Consider the following 16,919-nt stretch of genomic DNA (forward strand, 5'->3'; position numbering starts at 1 on the left):
AGGCCAATGCCACATCGTCGTTACCTCCGGTTTGAGAGCAAGGCTGTTGCCTCAGCCGGGCTAGCCAATCCGGCCCGGTCGCGCCGCTTGCTCTGCGCTGCTGCTTTTGCTGCTCAAAACTGAATCAGGTTTCCTCTTTGTAGAGCGCTAAAACTCTCGGGTTCGTTAACTGGTCGTGCGTTGTCTCAAATGTGGCACCGTCCCATTCAATCCACGCTTCCCAACCGGTCGGCGTCGCTCTGCCGTACCATACTCGAACGCTAATCCGATTGTTCGGCAATTCTTCGACTATGGAAACTGTGTGCGTGCCGCCGAGGCCGGAATCAATGTCATAGACTTTGACTTTTCGTATCGGTCCCATGGTTCCCCTCACAGCAACGCAAGTTGTTCGGCTGGGCGAAGTGGGACGACCGGGACCGGCAGGGCGCTTAGGCGCTCCTGCACCTGACCTTGCCGGGCGCGATCCTGGGCAAACTCGTAGCAGGCAATTTCGCAAATGATCGAGGTATCCTTCCAATCGTCCCTGTACATCGAGGTATCGACGCCCGCGCCTTCATACATGTGGAACCCTGACAACTTCTGATATTCAGCCGCAGGACCGGTTTCAACCCTCTGAAAGCATTGCGCGCCGGAATATCGGAAGGCGGCGGACGCTTGCGGGACGATGAATGCGCCCCGATTGGCCAGTTCGGCCGCGATGTCGATCACGTGAAACTCAAACTGGCGGCCACGATAGCGCGGTCCATTGCCGGCGCGCTTCACGGCACCGAACGGCGGATTGGACACGGCCACGTCAAAACGCTCTCCACCAAGCTCCCTTTGCCAGTCCCTCCAGTCAAAGACATCGGCGCAGATCCAACGAGCCTCCGGCAGCAGCTTTCTGCCCACCTCGACATATCGGGGATTCAGCTCAACGCATGTCAGGTCCGGGCAATTGTCGGCCCATTTCGCGCGGTGGTGCAGGAAGTAGGACAGGATTCCGATCCCGGCGCAAAGATCGATGACGCGGCTGCCAGCGCCCCCGGCATCGATGGAGAAGTCTGCAGCCAGCCCCCAGGGCGTAAAGAACGCCCCGGATGCTCCGTTGATGTGGTTCGCGCCTTCGTGCCAGTTCTGAAACACGAAGTCTTTTTCGTCTTCGCTCAAGCGATCCTTGGTCAGGACCGCCTCGGCCTCCGCGTGGGCCTTGCGCTGCGATTTGGTGAGTTTCGCCATGGCTTAAAACTCCCCATCTACAACGATGATGGGTTCGCTCTTGTCCATGCGAATATTCAAACCTGTCAGGCCGATTCCGATCAGGTCCGGGCCTTCGAAGTTGGTCAATTCAGGATCCATCACAGGCCGGTAAACCGTGATCAGCTCCGCGATCTCCTCGACGGTCATGCGAGGCTCGGCAATGTCTCCGTGCTCATCCCTGCCCACGATGACAAGGTTTCCGGCAAACGGATTTGGAAAGTCCTTGAGGCGAACGATTGTATGAAGACCGTCTGTCAGGCCGTTGTCGTCCACGAAGACATCGTGATTGTCATCGAGGCGGGCGACATCGAAAAAGCTGCACTTGATGCGCTGTTTGACTTCCGCAATGTAGTTTGCCCGGCTTAGGGAGATATTGGCCATTGCCCCGAAAAAGGCATCGTAAAAATAGGCCGTGACGAACTCGGATTTGTTGGTCATAGAGCGATCCCTCAACCTGCGAGGCCGACACAGCAAGCGACCAGCCCGAAGCTGAACAGGCTCACGCTGACAAGCGCGCAGAATTCTTTGATAAACATCTATTTCTCTCCTTCTTCCCGTGGAACGCGGGTTCTGTCCCCGAAAGGGCAGGAGCCCGGCTCCTGCTCCTGAGACCTCGGCGGCGAGAGTGTGGGGGAGGGGGACAAGGGGAAAAAACGGAGGGGACTCCCCACCTATTTCAAGTGCTAATTTCACTTGTTTCGATCCTTGATTTCCCGGCTTCTCCCGCTGCCTTTCTGCGAGGGTTCGCAGCGCTGCGCTGCAACCCTTGCCTCGCGGCGAGCAGCGGGTGTGCAAGCGGAGAGGTCCTTCGCGGGGACCCTGCTGCACGAAGCGTGGAACGCGCGTAGGAAGCTGGGCGGAAGGCACCTTGAAGCGCGCCGAGGGCGGAGCCCTAAGCGTTTTCGAAGGAAGATGTGGAGCGTGCTTTGCACGCGATTCCATTGTTGGCGGCGCGTTGCGCCGCATCGCCGGCCGGGCTCTTCGCTATTTGGGGCTTCGCGCTCGTCCGGCAATCACCTATGCAGCCAGGACCTGTGGCTTTCTATCCTTGTCGAACAGCTCTCCGCTTTCCAGCATGGCGCAGGCGACGCCTATCAGACGACTACCGACCGAACGTAGAGCGCGAGCATGAGAATGCCCTCGTTTGCGCATGTCACTGTACCGGTTCCGGGAATGGAAATCGTGCAGCACAGCTATTCGTGCCCAATGGAATACAGCCGTTCGAAGCCTATGCGGGCAGGACTGGCGCATCGCGACAATATATTGTTTCCCGCTACGCCGGGTCACCGGCGCTACACCCGACAGGGCTCGAAGAACGTTGGCATCCCGTCGGCGAACAGCTTCAGGCGCTTCTGAAAGCAATGCCGCCAGGACGATTGGCCCGATGCCAGGCAGAGATCTCAATATCTCCGGATCACAACGCGTATCCGGGTCTGTTGGCTCGGTCGAGGGTAACTCGGCAACCGCGGCACACAGACGTTCAAGGTGCTTCATGCCGATCTTCATTTGCTGCATTACCAGCCGAAGACGGGCAAGGATGACTTCGCAATGGGCGACGCAGGCCTCCGTAACCCCAGGTGCGACGGAGATTGGTGTCGAACGAAGGTGAGCAAGCAGGGTATCCGCCGTCCATTTTCTGACCCGGCACCTTTTTAACAGTCGTGCGATCGTGGCCTGCCGAACGTTCCGCGCTTTCGCTGGCGTCGGCACAAGTTCCCACAAGTCCAAGACCCAACCTCGCGCCCAATCTTCCGACAACTCAATTACTTGCGGGTAGTAGCGCCAGAGTTGATGACGAAACCGGTTGGCCAGCCGGTTCCGCTCAGCCGAAAGATCCTCAACCATCCGAGACCATTCCCGAAGTTCAATGACCGTTGGATGAACAGGCCTCAGGAAGCGGTAAAACCGCGCGTCAGTTCGCAAAGAGTCAGCCAAAACGTAGGCATCCAAACGATCATCCTTGGCTCCTGCCACGGTGAAGCGGTCACGGAGCCGGTCGAGCTGTTTCGGATTGATGGCATGCACCAGGAAGCCAGCGTCCATAAGATGTTCAACGACCGGCCCATGGGGCACTTCTATACCGACGGCGACATTCTCCGGTTCCTGACCTGTGACCGATCTTATCCAGGAGGCAAGTTCCGCAAGCCCGTCACCACCGTGCGAGAATGCACGATGACCTAACTTCTCCCCGTCTACATCGAGGGCATAGGCATAGTGGGTCGCCGAAGCCCAATCCACGCCCACATACGCTGCAATCGTATTTTCCATGAATTCTCCTTCGTAGCTCGAACGGGCGGCCGCGAACCTCGCCGGACCTGTTCTGGCGCTCGAAGGCGCAACTCCCCACGGGGCGTCGATCGCGGCCAATCCAACGGGGCACTTGTCCCCTCTAGGCGCTCGCGGCGCAGTATCACCAGGTTACTCCCGAAGGACTGGCCCGCAGGTCGATCTATACCACCCCGCGAGGAGCGTTTTGATTGGAACAGGGATCGCCCACCGGGACGGCCAGGTGTGGATCCGCGGGCCCGGCCGGCACGCGGATCTGCGCCTGGTCCTGCACGAGGGAGCGACGCCGGCGTGCCGGCTGCGTGAGTGAGGAAGGATGGGGAGACCGATTTTTGCCCTTGGTGGGGGAGGGGGAGCGGCGTTTCCCCTCTCCCGGCAGGGGTGTGATGACCGCCTGCAGGGCGGCCTATTTGAGGATGGCAAGCGGAGTGCGCAGGGCGACGCCCGGAGGTGGGAGGATCGTCACCGGATGGCCGAGACGGGCGCTTGCGCCTGGCTCGGGGAGCGCAGCGACTAGAGCCGTGCCCAAAGGGTGCCGCCCGAACCTATTTACTTAGTAGTATAACGAGCCTAAGAACGGTTCTTCACTTACATTTAGGTAATTGGCGAAAAGGAATTCTTATGTCCGAAGCTGCTCAAAACGACATCTCTCTTGAGCCTGATTTCGTTGATCTGACGGCGGACATAGTTTCGGCCTATGTGAGCAACAATACGGTCGCCTCGGGCGATCTGCCGGCGCTGATCGCAACCGTTCACGCGGCGCTGTCATCCACCGTTCAAGAAGCTTCGGAGCCTGTTGTTGAAGAGCTGAAACCTGCGGTTCCGATCAAAAAGTCCGTGACCAACGATCACATTATCTGCCTGGAAGACGGCAAGAAGTTCAAATCCCTGAAGCGGCATCTGCGGACCCACTACGACCTGACGCCGGAAGAGTATCGAGCAAAGTGGGACTTGCCGACGGACTATCCGATGGTCGCGCCGAGTTATGCGGCTGCCCGATCCGAGCTTGCGAGAAAGATGGGCCTAGGTCAGAAGGGTGCGCGGAAGACAAGAAAGCCCCGTTCCAAGTCTTGAGGATCCAGTCGGCTTCAATCGCTGTCGGTTTTGGGTTCGCTGGCGCTGTCCCGCAAGACTCGAATTCCATGCCGCAATAGTGTCCGATCCTTGGGACTGTCGCTCATCACCGTTCGGAAAGCGTCGTGTCCAATTGATATCTTTTGCGTCGCGACCAGAAGCTCAAGTGGCTGTTTTCCTTCGCGGTCCCAGGTTTCGACCCGGAAATGCAAGCCTCGAACGAATGGGTCGGAATCGGTAATGAGCATGCGATCGGCAACCAAAACGGCGGTTTCCGGGGAAAGCAGTACTGGTTTCTGTTTGCCGATAGCTTGTTCCAGGATCATGCGAGCAAGCTGATCGACGCTTGCCCACTTTCTGCGGTATTCAGCCATTAATCGGTTGCTCGGTCGCGTGATGGATCGATCACATAGAATGTTCTCTTTTTGTTTCTGTGACAATTCAAATTGTAGGCCGCCCATCTAGCTGTCGCTGCTCGTCAGGCCAGTCAGAGATCTGAGCTCCCCGGCAAGCGTTCGAAGTTCATCCTTATGGTCCCGGACCCATTCGAGAGTCCGGAGGGCGCATTTGAGCCGGAGAATGTGTTCCTCCTCCTCGCTGGCCATATGGCCGCGCAGGCTCGAAAACCGTTGTTCGCGCTTTTCAAGAACATCGCGGATTTCATCGATCTGGGCGTAAATGGACCGTTCCGGCACGACAGACCCTCCAATTATCGTTCGCGTTGAACGAATTGGAGCCGCTTAGCGCGGATCGCCTCGGCGAGTTTTCTCAAGATCTGCCCAACGAAGGCGTGGCTGAATTTTCCATAGGATATCGTCAGCGGATCATAGCTGATCGGCTCAACATGAAAAGATCCGGGCAGAATGTCCGTATTGGCTTCATCAAGGAGGATCCAGCAGGGGGCGTCACCCTTGAGCTTCAGGCGTTTGCGTTCGGTTTCCGGAACGCGCAAGCACAAGCGGCCGACGCCTGGATCTTTCGTTGTGAGGGGAAACAAAACCACGTCGCCACTTTTGGACGTCAATGGAACGACAACGCATGCCGGCCGTGCCTTTCGGCCTTGTTCCTCGCCTTTTGCGTTTTCTCTTGACCAAAGGAAGCTATAGGAGATGACCAGACCAGTTTCCGGATCAATCATCTGCGCCTGTTCCTTGCTCATATTGGTCTGCCAAGGCCAGAAGCCCGTCCTCGACGTCGGCAGGCATCGTCTCCAGCGTCACGGCTTTGCGGGGATCCTTGGTGCCCTGCAAACGCTCATAATCTTCGAATGCCATGAGAACGAATCTCGGTTTGCGGTGATGGGTGATGCAGACGGGTTCCCGCCTGGCTGCATCAGTTACGTCGCCGACGTGTTTGTTGAGATCGGCGGTCGTGAAAGTTCGCATCGGAAACTCCCTTAAAATCCAAATTTTATTGATAATATGGATATTCTGGAATTTCAAGATGTGAGGCACAGTCGTGCAGATATGAATCAGCTCTATGTTTGAGGGCATGGCGTTGATTTCCCGCCAGACAACGCCATACCGGTACAACACTGAAGCACAGGGCGGAAACAAAAAGCCTCCGGGCGTTCCGGAGGCTTAGCGGGGACTGATGATTTTTCGAGGAAAATCAGGCTTTATTGTTGTGTTGATTGTCGTCCAAACAACTTAAGAATGGCTTTAAGGCCATTCGTCAGAGCAGGGAAGAAAGCCCGCACGGGCTTGCCGCTAAACAGAACCGATTGCCGGCCGCTCGATGCGGCTGGCAATCGGCCCCCGCCGCGCCGACCTGGTTAGTGGCGCCAATTACGACGGCCATATTTGCGCCCGTCGATGATGATGCGGTCCTGCTGATCGATGGGCGTTCGGGCGTGGCAGAGGACTCCGGCTTCATCAAGGCGGTAAACGACGCAATCGGAATCCCCGAGTGCATAGACCACAAAGCACCACGGGCCTTTCCCGTCTTCGCGATCCTGAAACCATCCGTTCATGTTCCGGCACTGCCAACGCCCGGCCCACCATGTGGCTCCGGGCTGTCCTTTGTCTGTGCGCTGGAAGAGTTCAAGCTGAAGCATGATCCTGTCCCGTGAGCTTTCGTTGGAAAGGGAAGCCGGTCGCGGGAGGAGAGGCCCGCGACCGGCGACGGCTGATTATTCAGCCGCCACGGGAAGAGTTTCGACGTTGCCCATGTCGTCGTCGGTTTGCTGCTCATGTGTGGGCATGCCGCAGCGGATCGGTTCGGGCAGCCAATCCTTATCTTTGAGGGCTTTCTGGGCGAAGGCTGGACATGCAGCGGCTTTTGAAATCGACCATGCGCTTGCGTCCCGACAGGATCATTGTCGGCGAAGTTCGCGATGGTGCGGCGCTGACGCTGCTCAAGGCATGGAATACGGGCCACCCGGGCGGCATCGCCACGGTTCACTCCGACAACGCCTTCACCGCACTGACGCGCCTCGAACAGTTGATCGCGGAAGTGTCTCAGCAGCCGATGCCCCAAGTCATCGCAGAAGCGGTTGACCTCATCGTCTCGATCGAGCGCTCCCCCGAACACGGGCGCATCGTTCGGGACATCGTGACTGTGTCCGGCTTTCGGGACGGCACGTATGACGTCCGCTCAGCCGTTGCATCTCAGTTCCTCAACAAAAATTCCAACGACAGACAAGGGACCCTTCATGTCGCGTAATTTCTTGACTTTTCTGACCCTGGTCGGGGCCGGACTATTCGTCATCGAACCAGCCTTTGCCTCCGGCGGCGGTTCGCTTCCCTGGGAAGGTCCGCTTCAACAGATCCAGGCGTCTATCAACGGTCCTGTCGCTGGCGCCGTTGGCCTGATCGCGGTTGCGATCGCCGGCGCAATGTTGATCTTCGGCGGCGAACTTAACGACTTTGCCCGTCGTCTCGCCTACGTCGTTCTAGTTCTCGGCGTGCTGCTCGGCGCGTCCACCATCGTCGGCCTGTTCGGATCCTCCGGCGCCTCCATCGGAATTGCTCCGGAAGGGAACACGGCAATCGTGGAACCGGCTCGTGACTGATGCGCCGGGCCTCAACAGAGCGCGGGTTCACCGCGCTCTTTCACGCCCGACACTGTTGTTCGGAGCAGACCGGGAGCTGGTGCTCGTGACCGGTCTTGCCTCGGTCATTCTGATTTTCGTGATCCTGAAGCCCTATGCCGCTGTGCTCGGCGTGGCGATCTGGATCGTGGTCGTTGGCGTGCTGCGGATGATGGCCAAGGCAGACCCTCTGATGCGCGCTGTCTATCTGCGGCACGTCAAATACCGCGCCTACTACCGGCCGACATCCACGCCCTGGCGGAAATACTGAACATGGTTGCCCTCAAAAGATTCCGGCACGTCGCGCCATCCTTTTCCGACCTGCTCCCTTATGCCTTCATTCTGCTCGCCGGCATGGCAATTGCCGAAATGCGCGGTGCGGTTATAACGGGTCGCAACGGCCTGCTCTGGGGCGTTGCAGGGTTCGTCGCGTTCCACTTCGCGCCCGGATTCAGCCTAGCTCCCGAAGTGCCCGGCGTCGCGGCGGCGGATGTTTTTGCCCGGCAGATTTGGTGGTGGGCCACCGTCCTTACCGCAGGCGCCGGATTGTGGCTGATCGCATTCGGCCGTAACTGGGTGGCCTGGGGCGCAGCAGCAATGCTGCTGCTGGCACCACACGTGATCGGCGCGCCAGAGCCGGACACCTTCACCGGCCCAGTTCCGACCGAGATCGGGGCAATGTTTGCCAGCCGTGCCTTTGGCGTCGGAATGGCAGCCTGGCTTCTGCTTGGTTGTTTTGCAGGTTTTTTCTGGCAGCGCGAGAGGGCGAGGGTCGGCGCAACGCAGGCGGCCTGATCCGGAATCTAAATCATAACCGACCGGGCGAAACATCTCGTTTTGCCCGGTTTCTTTTTAAGGAAACCTGAAACCCCATGGAACGCTCTCTCGCACTCTTCGCCATCGGGCTGGTCTTTGGCGGAGGCATCGGCTTTGTTGTTGCCGCAAGCAATGGTGTCGCACTTGACGGTCACGACCACTCATCAGCCAGCGATCACCAGATGCAGACCACATCAGTGCAGCTCAGAACTAATCATTCCGGCCAAACCGCTGGCCACGACCACAACAGGACCACCTCAGTACCTGGCGGTCCCGATGCACCGTCCTTGAAAATCAGTGTCTCGCAGGATCCGGTTAGCGGCTACAATCTCCATATCATGACAGAAAATTTCACCTTTGCGCCCGAGCGGGCTGGCTTGGATCATGTGTTGGGCGAGGGCCATGCTCACGTATATGTAAATGGCGTGAAAGTCGCGCGGCACTACAGTGCATGGCTCCACCTGCCGACTCTTCCAAAAGGTGATGCGACGGTTGAGGTTACGCTCAATTCCAACGATCACCGAATGCTTGCTGTCGAGACGGAACCGCTCAAGGCTGCGGTAACTGTGAACGTGAAATAGGCTTATAGCGCCGGAATGCGCGCTCTGAGGCAGAACCGGAGACGTCCACATGGTCGGGCGTCTTCGATCCAGCCTTTGTCCGCTGCCAGAAAGTTTCCGGCCGTCGAGACGATATCGGCAATGTCGTCCGGAAAGATAACACCGGAAAAAAGGTATGCCGCTCTACCAACTCCCTGAAACGCAACCGTAATTGGCTGCTCGCAGGCCCCCATGCATTCAATCTGTGTAACTTCCATTGCCATTCCTGCCTCGTTCAATGATCGACGCAATGCATCCAGATCTGGCGGAGGGTCGCTTTTGCATGTACTGCAAACGATAATACGGTTCATTCGGTCACCTTTGCCGGCAGTGGTGGCACAGCACTGCGAAAGCGTACAAAGCAACACATTTTTTGTCATTCGGATTAAGTCGTATTGTGTTCGACAAATTTATTCTTCCAATTGAGAAATCACTTGAATCTATAGTGGCTAGAGGGTGTATACGCCTGACGAATTAAGAAATCCGACTCAGGCACATCTTTTGGCCAAATCGCAATCTCGTAAATACCCGGCTACAGGTAACGGCTATAAGTTTGCCCATTCTGCTGACCTCGACGGGCCTGCGCGCGCGCTCTGGCTATTGTTCCATGATCCGGCCTATGTATCCAAAAGTTGCCTGCCGGAAGCAACTGCTCTGAAAGTAGCAGTTAGGGATGACTGTCAAGTTCCTACAGACGATCTAGCGACTAAGCGTCATCACTGGCCTCATTTTGCTCTGGAACAGCACGACCAAAAGATCTTCAGAACCATAATCTCAATGCTAGCAAGGCTGGCAATAGTACTTGAGCCAAATCTGCCGGCCTCATCTCTGAAGGTTTCCCGCAAATGAACAACAAATCAATTGTTCTCTCAGTGGCTGTATTTGGGCTGATACTGCTCAGCGTTGCGGCCTGGTTTTTCGTTCGTCCGATGTTTATGAGAGCAGCGATTCCAACCGAACAGACACTGGCGGTGTTGAGGCCTCATTCGCCCATTATTGGGCCTGAGGACGCACCTGTTACTATCGTCGAGTTTTTTGATCCTACTTGCGAAGCCTGTCGCAAGATTTATCCGGTTGTTAGGGATATCATGGCTGAGTATGGCGATACAGTGCGCCTGGCGATTCGCTACGTGGCCTTTGAAGGCAAGGGATCAGTGGAAGCGATCCGAGTACTGGAAGTTGCGCGGAAACAAGGGGTGTTTCAACCCGTGTTAGAGGCACTTTTGCGCGACCAGAAAAGATGGGCCAAAGACGGAGCGCCAGAACAAGAACTCATCATTCAGATATCAACGGAGGCCGGCCTCGATCCAGAAGCTGCGCGAACTCAGATGCTGGAACCCATTATAGCTGCAACGATTAACCAGGACCGCGCCGATGCTGAAGTCTTAGGCGTAACCCAGACGCCCACGTTTTTCGTTAACGGCCGGTCCGTCAATTCGTTTGGCGAGGCGGAACTGAGGGCTTTGGTGAACGAAGAGGTGGCCGCTTCGCGGAAGTAACCAACAGCAAACAGGGAACAGGATCTGTTTGAGGGGCGATGGCAATCTAATGGCATCGCGCTGCACAAACGAATTTGATCCGCAGATTAGTTGCCTAACATCGGACAGATTGCAATGCACTTTGGCGCTACCCCAAACGCCCAGTCCTCAAAAATCGAACTCGGTCAAGAACCGCCGCTGCTTGGTTACGAAGGGTTGTATGGCATGCCGGACCGGCGAGGGGTTTCACTGCGCTGGTTCGCTGGTTCAGCACTCACTGGTGTCACATCCCTGTTCTTGATGGGCGGCGCGCTATTCGCTGCCTTTGACGGCCAATACGAAGTTGAAAGGGCGAAATCCTCGAGTGCTTTATTGAATGAGTTGTCGATCTCGAACAACGGTTACAGCAAAGAAGACAGGGTTCTGCGATCGGCGACTGAATATTCCAGCAAGCAATTAATAGATGTGAATATTGTCTCCCGTGAGGGCGACAGAGATAACATTCGCGCTCAACCACATATTTTCATCAGCGCTACGCTTGCTACCAAGAAAGACCCGTCGCTTGCATCTCAAATTCCGGCCTTCAGTACGCTGAACATATTTTCTAGGAGTGCGGAGAAAGAAGCGACAGGGGCAACCGAGGGAGTTGCAACTTCTCTTCTTGCCGACTCGCTGTACGGTGCGAAATTGGCCAATGATGTCAGTATAAGCCTTACACCATTTCCATCATCGAACACGGATTTCGATTTGGACAAGACGTTGTCAGAATCGGAAATTGAATTGAAAGTTCGCAAATTTATCCGGACCCGTTCGGTGGATGCAACTAACATGGGTTATGAAGCAGTGATTGATCCTGGGCGTTTCGACTTCAATTTGGCGCTTCAGCCAGATTTGGAGCGCTATGCGGTTCGGATAACGCCGGAAAACGTTTCTTTCGTGTCAAAACGCGATGACGATATTCGGTTAGCCGGAATGGATGAAAGCATTGTGCCAGTGGCTCAGGGGCAAAACCTTACGGGGACCCTCCTAAATCAGCAGGTTCCAGAAGTAGAAGCTGCATCGATCACACTTGCGTTTCAGCGATTGTATGGAATCTCCAAACTTGAAGACGGACAACGACTCCGAATAGCGTACGCGCCCTCACAGGACGATCCGGAGCGAAAGCTGCCCGTGCGCATCAGTCTGTATAGCGATACGAAACACGAAGCGACCGTTGCCCAATCAGACGGCGGCGATTACATCAAAGCCCGGCCGCCTAGCACCTTTCCAGCAGCAGCCTTTGCTGACGCGGATCGTGTCTCCCATAGCGGGCCAACGCCAGCGCTATACGATAGTCTTTATCAAACTGCACTTGAGCAAGACATACCAAAAAACATTGTAAATGAACTTGTTCGCATGTTTTCCTTTAGCATCGATTTCAATGCCTCGACTAGGCCTGGTGCTACCATAGAGCTTCTATATTCCAGAGATGACCGTAACTTCGGATCTGAGATCCACTTTGCTGCGCTGAGCAATGGCAAGACAACGCTGGAATTTTACCGTTTCCGGACGCCTGACGATGGAGCTACTGACTTTTACGATGCGTTCGGCCAAAGCGCAGAGAAGTTCCTGATCAGGAAACCGATTGATGGTGGCAGGTTCCGATCCGGCTTCGGCATGCGTCGGCATCCCGTCTACAAATATTCAAGAATGCATAAGGGAGTGGACTGGTCTGCTCCGCGCGGGACACCGATCATGGCAGCTGGAGATGGTACCGTGATAAAGGCAGGTTGGAGTTCCGGCTATGGGAAGCGAATTGAACTTCAACACACCAATGGATACACGACCACCTACAATCATCAGACCGGATTTGCCAAAGGCATAAAGGAAGGTGTTCGCGTCAAACAGGGACAGATCATCGGCTATGTTGGCTCGACTGGACTTTCAACAGGACCTCACCTTCACTTCGAGATGCTAGCTAATGGCCAACCTTTGGATCCAATGCGAGCCAGGCTTCCAGAAGGACGCGTGCTCGATAGAGAAATGCGTGAAAGATTTGAGTCCGAACGAAGTGCGCTCGACAACTTATTACGTGACGCCCGTAGGCCCCGAATTTTGCAACATGACTACAATGAGGAAGCGTTCAATCAAGCAATCTGATGTTGAACTAAAAAGAGGTGTTTCTTAGAGGTTGTTCGATCCTTTTCATTACACTAAGGCCACCGCAAGTGTGCGTTACCATTTGGAACCGTGCCGCCGGTAAAGCCAGCCGGGTCTGCAACACGTATACTGAGTGCTTGTTAGCCAGATCCAAAATATCCTTCTGCCGCGTCGTTTGCCGCAGTGCATAATATCGGAAGTCTTTGGCTGCAAATCTCCTCCGGCATGAAATCAGCGCCCATAGGATCAAACTCGGGGAAACGAAAGGCCGTTCCATAAAACTGTGCTTACCGTCGCCTTAGTCTTTGAAAACTCAGTTGCAGAAATCTTCCAAGAGCTGTCATCCATTCGTCCAACGAACGATCACTCACAATCGGCCGCGTTCTTTGAAAGAACAGATGAAAGACTGCGAGAATGAGTAGCAGCGTTACGCCCCAGGAAATTAATGTGTCAGAAAGGAAGTGACCGCCGAATGCGATTCTGTTGGATGACAGGATGAAGCAAAGCGGCAGCACCAATAGCAGCATCGCTTTGCGCCACGTAGCGGGAACTAGAAAGGCGACTGAAGTCAACCAAATGGCGGAAGACGCTTCTCCAGAGACGAAAGAACAGTTTCGGTCACAATAGTCAGTGACTTTCCAGACAGTTTGATAGGGTAGGTCTCCGCCGAACTCAGCCACATGTTGCGGTCTCGGGCGACCCCAATTGTCCTTCAAGATCAAATTTACGAGCACGCCGGGGCCAAGAACCAGAGTCGACAGCAGAAACAAGGGTTGGCGGAGTGGCATGAGCGGTGTAACCGTCCGGTGAACACCGCGGCGATGGCGGTTTGATCAATTGTCGGATTTCGAGCGGGTATTCTTTGTCAATCGCACTTTGGCGGCATTGCGGCGGTTTGCGATGCGCAAAAGCGCATATTTGATCGGAAGTTCGTCGATGGTGTCCGGGTCGTACTCGTCGGCCCATTCAGTTGCGTCGGCGTGATTGGGATGGCTCGGATCGGCCAGCGCGTCAAGCATGCCATAGAAGCCAGGAATTCCGCCGCAATCCTCTGGTGGTGCGTTTCTACCGCCGCCGACATAGCACGGATAGGGGGTCGCCGGATTGCCGCTCCGGACGTCGGTCACCGTGAGCCGATGCTCCCAGCTGTCACCGAAGTCATAGAGGTAATTGATCGTCGTCTTGCGAGGCTTCAGTATGTCGCGCAGACGCACCGTGGCCGCCTCCCTGCGTGGCTCCGTTCCCCAATTTTCGTCCATCGGCAGGCCGTATCTTTGCTTGTCGACGGTGAACTCCCAGAGATGGTGGTCGAACCAGCCCATCACGGCCTGGATAACGTCGTGCAGCACTTTCAGGGTGATTGAGGTCGGCACTTCGACCTCGCGCCAGATCAGGGGATCGGTGTCCTGCAATTCGATGCGGACCGTTGCGATCTCGTTTATGCTGTCGGATGCGGCGGTTTTTGGTGATTTGCTCATGCCGCCGATCTCGCAGATTTCGTCTGCCAGTTCCAGGGTAGCAGTTCCTCGACCTGGGATACGGGCGTTTCGGCGATGCGGCCGAGGACATCGGCAAGCCAGGCTTGCGGGTCGACATCGTTGAGCTTTGCCGTGTTGAGCAGCGTCGCCATGAAGGCGGCGCGGTCGGCACCGCGATCCGATCCCGCGAACAGCCATGACTTCCTTCCGAGGGCAAAGCCTCGCAAGGCCCGTTCGGCCGCATTGTTCGTCAGGCAGATCCGGCCGTCGTGAAGGAAGGTGGTGAAGCCGTCCCAACGCTTGAGTATGTAATCAATTGCCTCGGCAACCGAGGAGCTGCGCGACAGCTTGCTCCGCTCAGACCGCAGCCATTCCTCAAGACCTTCAGCAAGCGGAACGCTGTCCCCGCGCCGCCGCTCCAGGCGTTCGCCTGCGTTGAGCCCGTTGATCTCGCGCTCGATGTCGAACAGGGCATCGATGCGCTTGACCGCCTCCAGCGCTATCGGTGAGATCGGTGCAGCGTTCTTCCTGCGCCTGGCGTTGGCGGCGATATCGGCAAGCACGAAGAACTTGCGGCGCGCATGTGACCAACACAGCGCCTGGGTCAGCGGACCAGGATCACGGTCCACCTTGAACAGCGGATTGTAGCCGCTGTAGGCGTCAGCTTGCAGAATACCGGTGAAGCTCTTCAGATGGCGCTCGGGATGTTCCTGGCGCCGGTTGCGAGAGGCATAATAAAGGGCTGCCGGCGGAGCCGTCCCTTTGGCATTCGGGCCGCCGAATGGGCGATCGTCGCGGACATAGGTCCAGATGCGGCCGGTATCGGCCTTGCCCTTGGCCAGGATCGGCACGGTGGTGTCGTCGCCGTGCAACCTCTCGGCACTCAGCACATGCGCTTCGATCAGCGAATGGATCGGCTTGAGTGCCCCCGCGCAGGCGCCGACCTGGTCGGCCAGCGTCGACAGGCTGAGATCGATGCCCTCGCGCCAATAACGCTCACTTTGCCGGTTCAGCGGCTGATGCTGTGCAAACTTCTCAAACAAGATCATCGCCAGGAGGTTCGGACCGGCAAAGCCGCGCGGCGTCACATGGAACGGAGCCGGTGGCTGGGTGATCTTCTCGCACTCCCGGCAGGTGAACTTCTCCCGCACGGTCTGGATCACCTTCCACTGGCGCGGGATCACTTCCAGCGTCTCGGTGACATCCTCACCGAGCTTCGCCAGCTTTGCGGACCCGCAGCACGGGCAACTCTCCGGTGCGGCGACAACAACACGCTCGCGCGGCAGATGCTCCGGAAACGGTTTCTTTGACGGACGTCGGCGTTCAAACGCTTTGATGGTCGATGTTCGCGCCGAGACCTCAGCCGCCAGCTCGTCCTGGGCTGCATCGGCCTCCAGCTCTTCGAGCTGTAATTCCAACTGTTCCAGAAGACGGGCCTTGCGCTCAGAACGGTGTCCGTGGATCTCCCGCTTGAGCTTCTCGATCTCCAGCTTCAGCCGGGCGATCAGGACTTCCGAGTGCGAGTTCACCGCCTGCGCACGGGTGGCGAGTGCCTCAGCTTCACGGCGAGCCGCACGCTCTGCGAGGATCATCGCGTGTGCACTGGCAAGGTCGTCGGGAAGGTCTTCGGCCGCATCGAGCATGGCTGGATGGAATCACATTCGTACCCACCACGCCAGCGCTTTCCACTATCCGGCCGAGCTCGGCCGCCAGGTTTTTTGCGGCATCCGCCAATCGATGCCTTCCAGCAGATATCCGAGTTGGGCCGGGGTGATGGACACCGTGCCGTCCGTCGCCGATGGCCAGATGAACCGGCCGCGTTCCAGCTTCTTCGTGAACAGGCAGGCCCCTTGTCCATCGTGCCAGATCACCTTGATCAAGCCGCCGCTCCGGCCGCGGAAGACAAACAGGTGGCCGCTCATAGGATCATGCCTCAGTGTCTCCTGAACCATCAGCGACAGGCCGGGAAAGCCTCTGCGCATATCCGTATGGCCTGTCGCGAGCCAGACCTTCACACCGCTCGGGACCGGGATCATCGCCGCTCCAGGAGATCGAGAATGCGTCCCAGAGCTTCCGTGTCGATATCACTGTCGACCCGGACCCGTTTACCCCGGCCCAGATCGATCGTTACAACGCTCGGCTTGCGACGCGCACGTTGCGGCGGTGTCGGTTCCGGCGACTGATCCGGAGCCAACAGAGACCGCGCATCGGAAATTGTCACCGGGATAAATTGCGGAGCAGGCGAAGGTGCGGGTGTTGCACGGTCCGTCGACGCCCGACCGTCGGAGATCGTGCAGAGTTGTTTGCGCCACCTAAATAACTGGCTCACGTGGCAACCCGCCGCCCGGGCAATCTCCGACACGCTTGCTCCAGGTTCAAGGCACGCCGCGACAAGCCGCTCCTTATCTTCCTGCGACCACCGCCGGCGGCGCTCCACCGACGTGATCACCTCAATATGCTGATTGGTCATATGACTACTCCTCTTATGTTCGTTTACAAGAGGTGGAGACACAACTTCCCCGCCGCCTTGAGGCGGATGCGGCTAATCAACACCGTTGAACAAAGCAGGAGGCAAGGCATTTCGACGACGGTTGGCATACTCTTATTCGCGGGTTGATTACCGCATTTCCGTTTGTTCGTCTGGGGCTGCCTCGGTCTAGTGTCGGGCGTAGAATAAATCTGCCACATAGGAGTATCGAGGGTTCCCCACCGCGGCCCTGCCTCCAACTTTGATCAACAGATAATGTTTTCCAAGAGGACCTGATCGGACGTGCAGCAGGCC

The 16,919-nt window shown here is 56.9% G+C and carries 20 protein-coding genes and 2 pseudogenes; 8 read left to right on the forward strand and 14 right to left on the reverse strand.

Translation table 11 applies throughout. The annotated features are described in order from the left end of the window. Positions 1–369: 369 nt before the first annotated feature. The 3 genes from FIV03_RS30665 to FIV03_RS30675 all read right to left on the reverse strand — a co-directional run bounded on the left by FIV03_RS30665 (position 370) and on the right by FIV03_RS30675 (position 3,504). Positions 370–1,215 carry a methyltransferase gene (locus FIV03_RS30665; RefSeq protein WP_062492124.1) on the reverse strand — a complete coding sequence of 282 codons (846 nt, stop codon included), beginning with the start codon at positions 1,213–1,215 and terminating at the stop codon, positions 370–372. A gap of 3 nt (positions 1,216–1,218) precedes the next feature. Next, positions 1,219–1,674: a hypothetical protein gene (locus FIV03_RS30670; RefSeq protein ID WP_062492122.1), complete on the reverse strand. Its 456-nt coding sequence runs from the start codon at positions 1,672–1,674 to the stop codon at positions 1,219–1,221. A 579-nt stretch (positions 1,675–2,253) separates the two neighbouring features. Then, positions 2,254–3,504, reverse strand: coding sequence for an IS110 family transposase (locus tag FIV03_RS30675; RefSeq protein ID WP_152512499.1), 1,251 nt, complete (start codon positions 3,502–3,504; stop codon positions 2,254–2,256). A gap of 639 nt (positions 3,505–4,143) precedes the next feature. Here FIV03_RS30675 and FIV03_RS30680 point away from each other — a divergent pair. Then, complete coding sequence (locus FIV03_RS30680) at positions 4,144–4,596, forward strand: MucR family transcriptional regulator (protein WP_152508077.1); 453 nt, start codon at positions 4,144–4,146, stop codon at positions 4,594–4,596. 14 nt (positions 4,597–4,610) lie between these two features. On the opposite strand, the gene FIV03_RS30685 is transcribed toward FIV03_RS30680, so the two are convergent. The 5 genes from FIV03_RS30685 to FIV03_RS30705 all read right to left on the reverse strand — a co-directional run bounded on the left by FIV03_RS30685 (position 4,611) and on the right by FIV03_RS30705 (position 6,652). Continuing rightward, positions 4,611–5,057, reverse strand: a complete 447-nt coding sequence (locus FIV03_RS30685) for a hypothetical protein (protein WP_152508076.1) — start codon at positions 5,055–5,057, stop codon at positions 4,611–4,613. Beyond that, a complete protein-coding gene (locus FIV03_RS30690; RefSeq protein WP_152508075.1) occupies positions 5,058–5,291 on the reverse strand; it encodes a hypothetical protein in 234 nt (77 codons plus the stop codon). A gap of 14 nt (positions 5,292–5,305) precedes the next feature. Then, the gene (locus tag FIV03_RS30695) at positions 5,306–5,755 is read right to left on the reverse strand and encodes a hypothetical protein (RefSeq protein ID WP_152512500.1); all 450 of its coding nucleotides are present in this window, start codon (positions 5,753–5,755) and stop codon (positions 5,306–5,308) included. Continuing rightward, positions 5,727–5,981, reverse strand: a complete 255-nt coding sequence (locus tag FIV03_RS30700) for a type II toxin-antitoxin system Phd/YefM family antitoxin (RefSeq protein ID WP_062492109.1) — start codon at positions 5,979–5,981, stop codon at positions 5,727–5,729. Before FIV03_RS30700 ends, FIV03_RS30695 begins: the two co-directional genes overlap by 29 nt. 389 nt (positions 5,982–6,370) lie before the next feature. After that, complete coding sequence (locus FIV03_RS30705) at positions 6,371–6,652, reverse strand: hypothetical protein (RefSeq protein WP_062492108.1); 282 nt, start codon at positions 6,650–6,652, stop codon at positions 6,371–6,373. 206 nt (positions 6,653–6,858) lie between these two features. On the opposite strand from FIV03_RS30705, the pseudogene FIV03_RS30710 reads away from it, so the two are divergent. The 5 genes and pseudogenes from FIV03_RS30710 to FIV03_RS30730 all read left to right on the forward strand — a co-directional run. Continuing rightward, positions 6,859–7,260, forward strand: a pseudogene (locus FIV03_RS30710) (ATPase, T2SS/T4P/T4SS family); the annotation flags it as partial. After that, a complete protein-coding gene (locus FIV03_RS30715) occupies positions 7,250–7,609 on the forward strand; it encodes a TrbC/VirB2 family protein (RefSeq protein WP_152508073.1) in 360 nt (119 codons plus the stop codon). The pseudogene FIV03_RS30710 and the gene FIV03_RS30715, both read left to right, overlap by 11 nt. Next, positions 7,602–7,898: a conjugal transfer protein TrbD gene (locus FIV03_RS30720; RefSeq protein ID WP_062492104.1), complete on the forward strand. Its 297-nt coding sequence runs from the start codon at positions 7,602–7,604 to the stop codon at positions 7,896–7,898. Before FIV03_RS30715 ends, FIV03_RS30720 begins: the two co-directional genes overlap by 8 nt. Before the next feature lie 59 nt (positions 7,899–7,957). After that, positions 7,958–8,422 (forward strand): annotated as a pseudogene (locus tag FIV03_RS30725) (CbtA family protein); the annotation flags it as partial. 77 nt (positions 8,423–8,499) lie between these two features. Then, positions 8,500–9,024, forward strand: coding sequence for a hypothetical protein (locus tag FIV03_RS30730; protein WP_062492102.1), 525 nt, complete (start codon positions 8,500–8,502; stop codon positions 9,022–9,024). Positions 9,025–9,026: 2 nt separating this feature from the next. Here the strand turns inward: FIV03_RS30730 and FIV03_RS30735 are convergent, their stop codons facing one another. Beyond that, complete coding sequence (locus FIV03_RS30735) at positions 9,027–9,422, reverse strand: DUF1636 family protein (RefSeq protein ID WP_322853571.1); 396 nt, start codon at positions 9,420–9,422, stop codon at positions 9,027–9,029. A gap of 465 nt (positions 9,423–9,887) precedes the next feature. On the opposite strand from FIV03_RS30735, the gene FIV03_RS30740 reads away from it, so the two are divergent. Together FIV03_RS30740 and FIV03_RS30745 are read left to right on the forward strand one after the other, a co-directional pair. Beyond that, the gene (locus FIV03_RS30740) at positions 9,888–10,541 is read left to right on the forward strand and encodes a thioredoxin domain-containing protein (RefSeq protein ID WP_062492099.1); all 654 of its coding nucleotides are present in this window, start codon (positions 9,888–9,890) and stop codon (positions 10,539–10,541) included. Between the two features lie 114 nt (positions 10,542–10,655). Continuing rightward, positions 10,656–12,659 (forward strand): M23 family metallopeptidase, encoded by a 2,004-nt coding sequence (locus FIV03_RS30745; RefSeq protein WP_062492224.1) that lies wholly within the window; start codon positions 10,656–10,658, stop codon positions 12,657–12,659. A gap of 287 nt (positions 12,660–12,946) precedes the next feature. Here the strand turns inward: FIV03_RS30745 and FIV03_RS30750 are convergent, their stop codons facing one another. The 5 genes from FIV03_RS30750 to FIV03_RS30770 all read right to left on the reverse strand — a co-directional run bounded on the left by FIV03_RS30750 (position 12,947) and on the right by FIV03_RS30770 (position 16,607). Further along, positions 12,947–13,447, reverse strand: coding sequence for a phosphatase PAP2 family protein (locus FIV03_RS30750; protein ID WP_209171743.1), 501 nt, complete (start codon positions 13,445–13,447; stop codon positions 12,947–12,949). A 45-nt stretch (positions 13,448–13,492) separates the two neighbouring features. Continuing rightward, entirely contained in the window at positions 13,493–14,137 is a 645-nt protein-coding gene (locus FIV03_RS30755; protein ID WP_152508072.1) for a plasmid pRiA4b ORF-3 family protein, read from the reverse strand. Next, entirely contained in the window at positions 14,134–15,729 is a 1,596-nt protein-coding gene (locus tag FIV03_RS30760) for an IS66 family transposase (RefSeq protein ID WP_228866888.1), read from the reverse strand. The genes FIV03_RS30755 and FIV03_RS30760 overlap by 4 nt, the downstream gene beginning before the upstream one ends. A 96-nt stretch (positions 15,730–15,825) precedes the next feature. Further along, the gene (tnpB, locus tag FIV03_RS30765; protein WP_152508070.1) at positions 15,826–16,173 is read right to left on the reverse strand and encodes an IS66 family insertion sequence element accessory protein TnpB; all 348 of its coding nucleotides are present in this window, start codon (positions 16,171–16,173) and stop codon (positions 15,826–15,828) included. Further along, positions 16,170–16,607: a transposase gene (locus FIV03_RS30770; protein WP_152508069.1), complete on the reverse strand. Its 438-nt coding sequence runs from the start codon at positions 16,605–16,607 to the stop codon at positions 16,170–16,172. The genes tnpB and FIV03_RS30770 overlap by 4 nt, the downstream gene beginning before the upstream one ends. Positions 16,608–16,919 lie beyond the last annotated feature (312 nt).

The sequence above is a fragment of the Labrenzia sp. THAF187b genome (genome assembly GCF_009363375.1).
Classification (GTDB): domain Bacteria; phylum Pseudomonadota; class Alphaproteobacteria; order Rhizobiales; family Stappiaceae; genus Roseibium; species Roseibium algicola.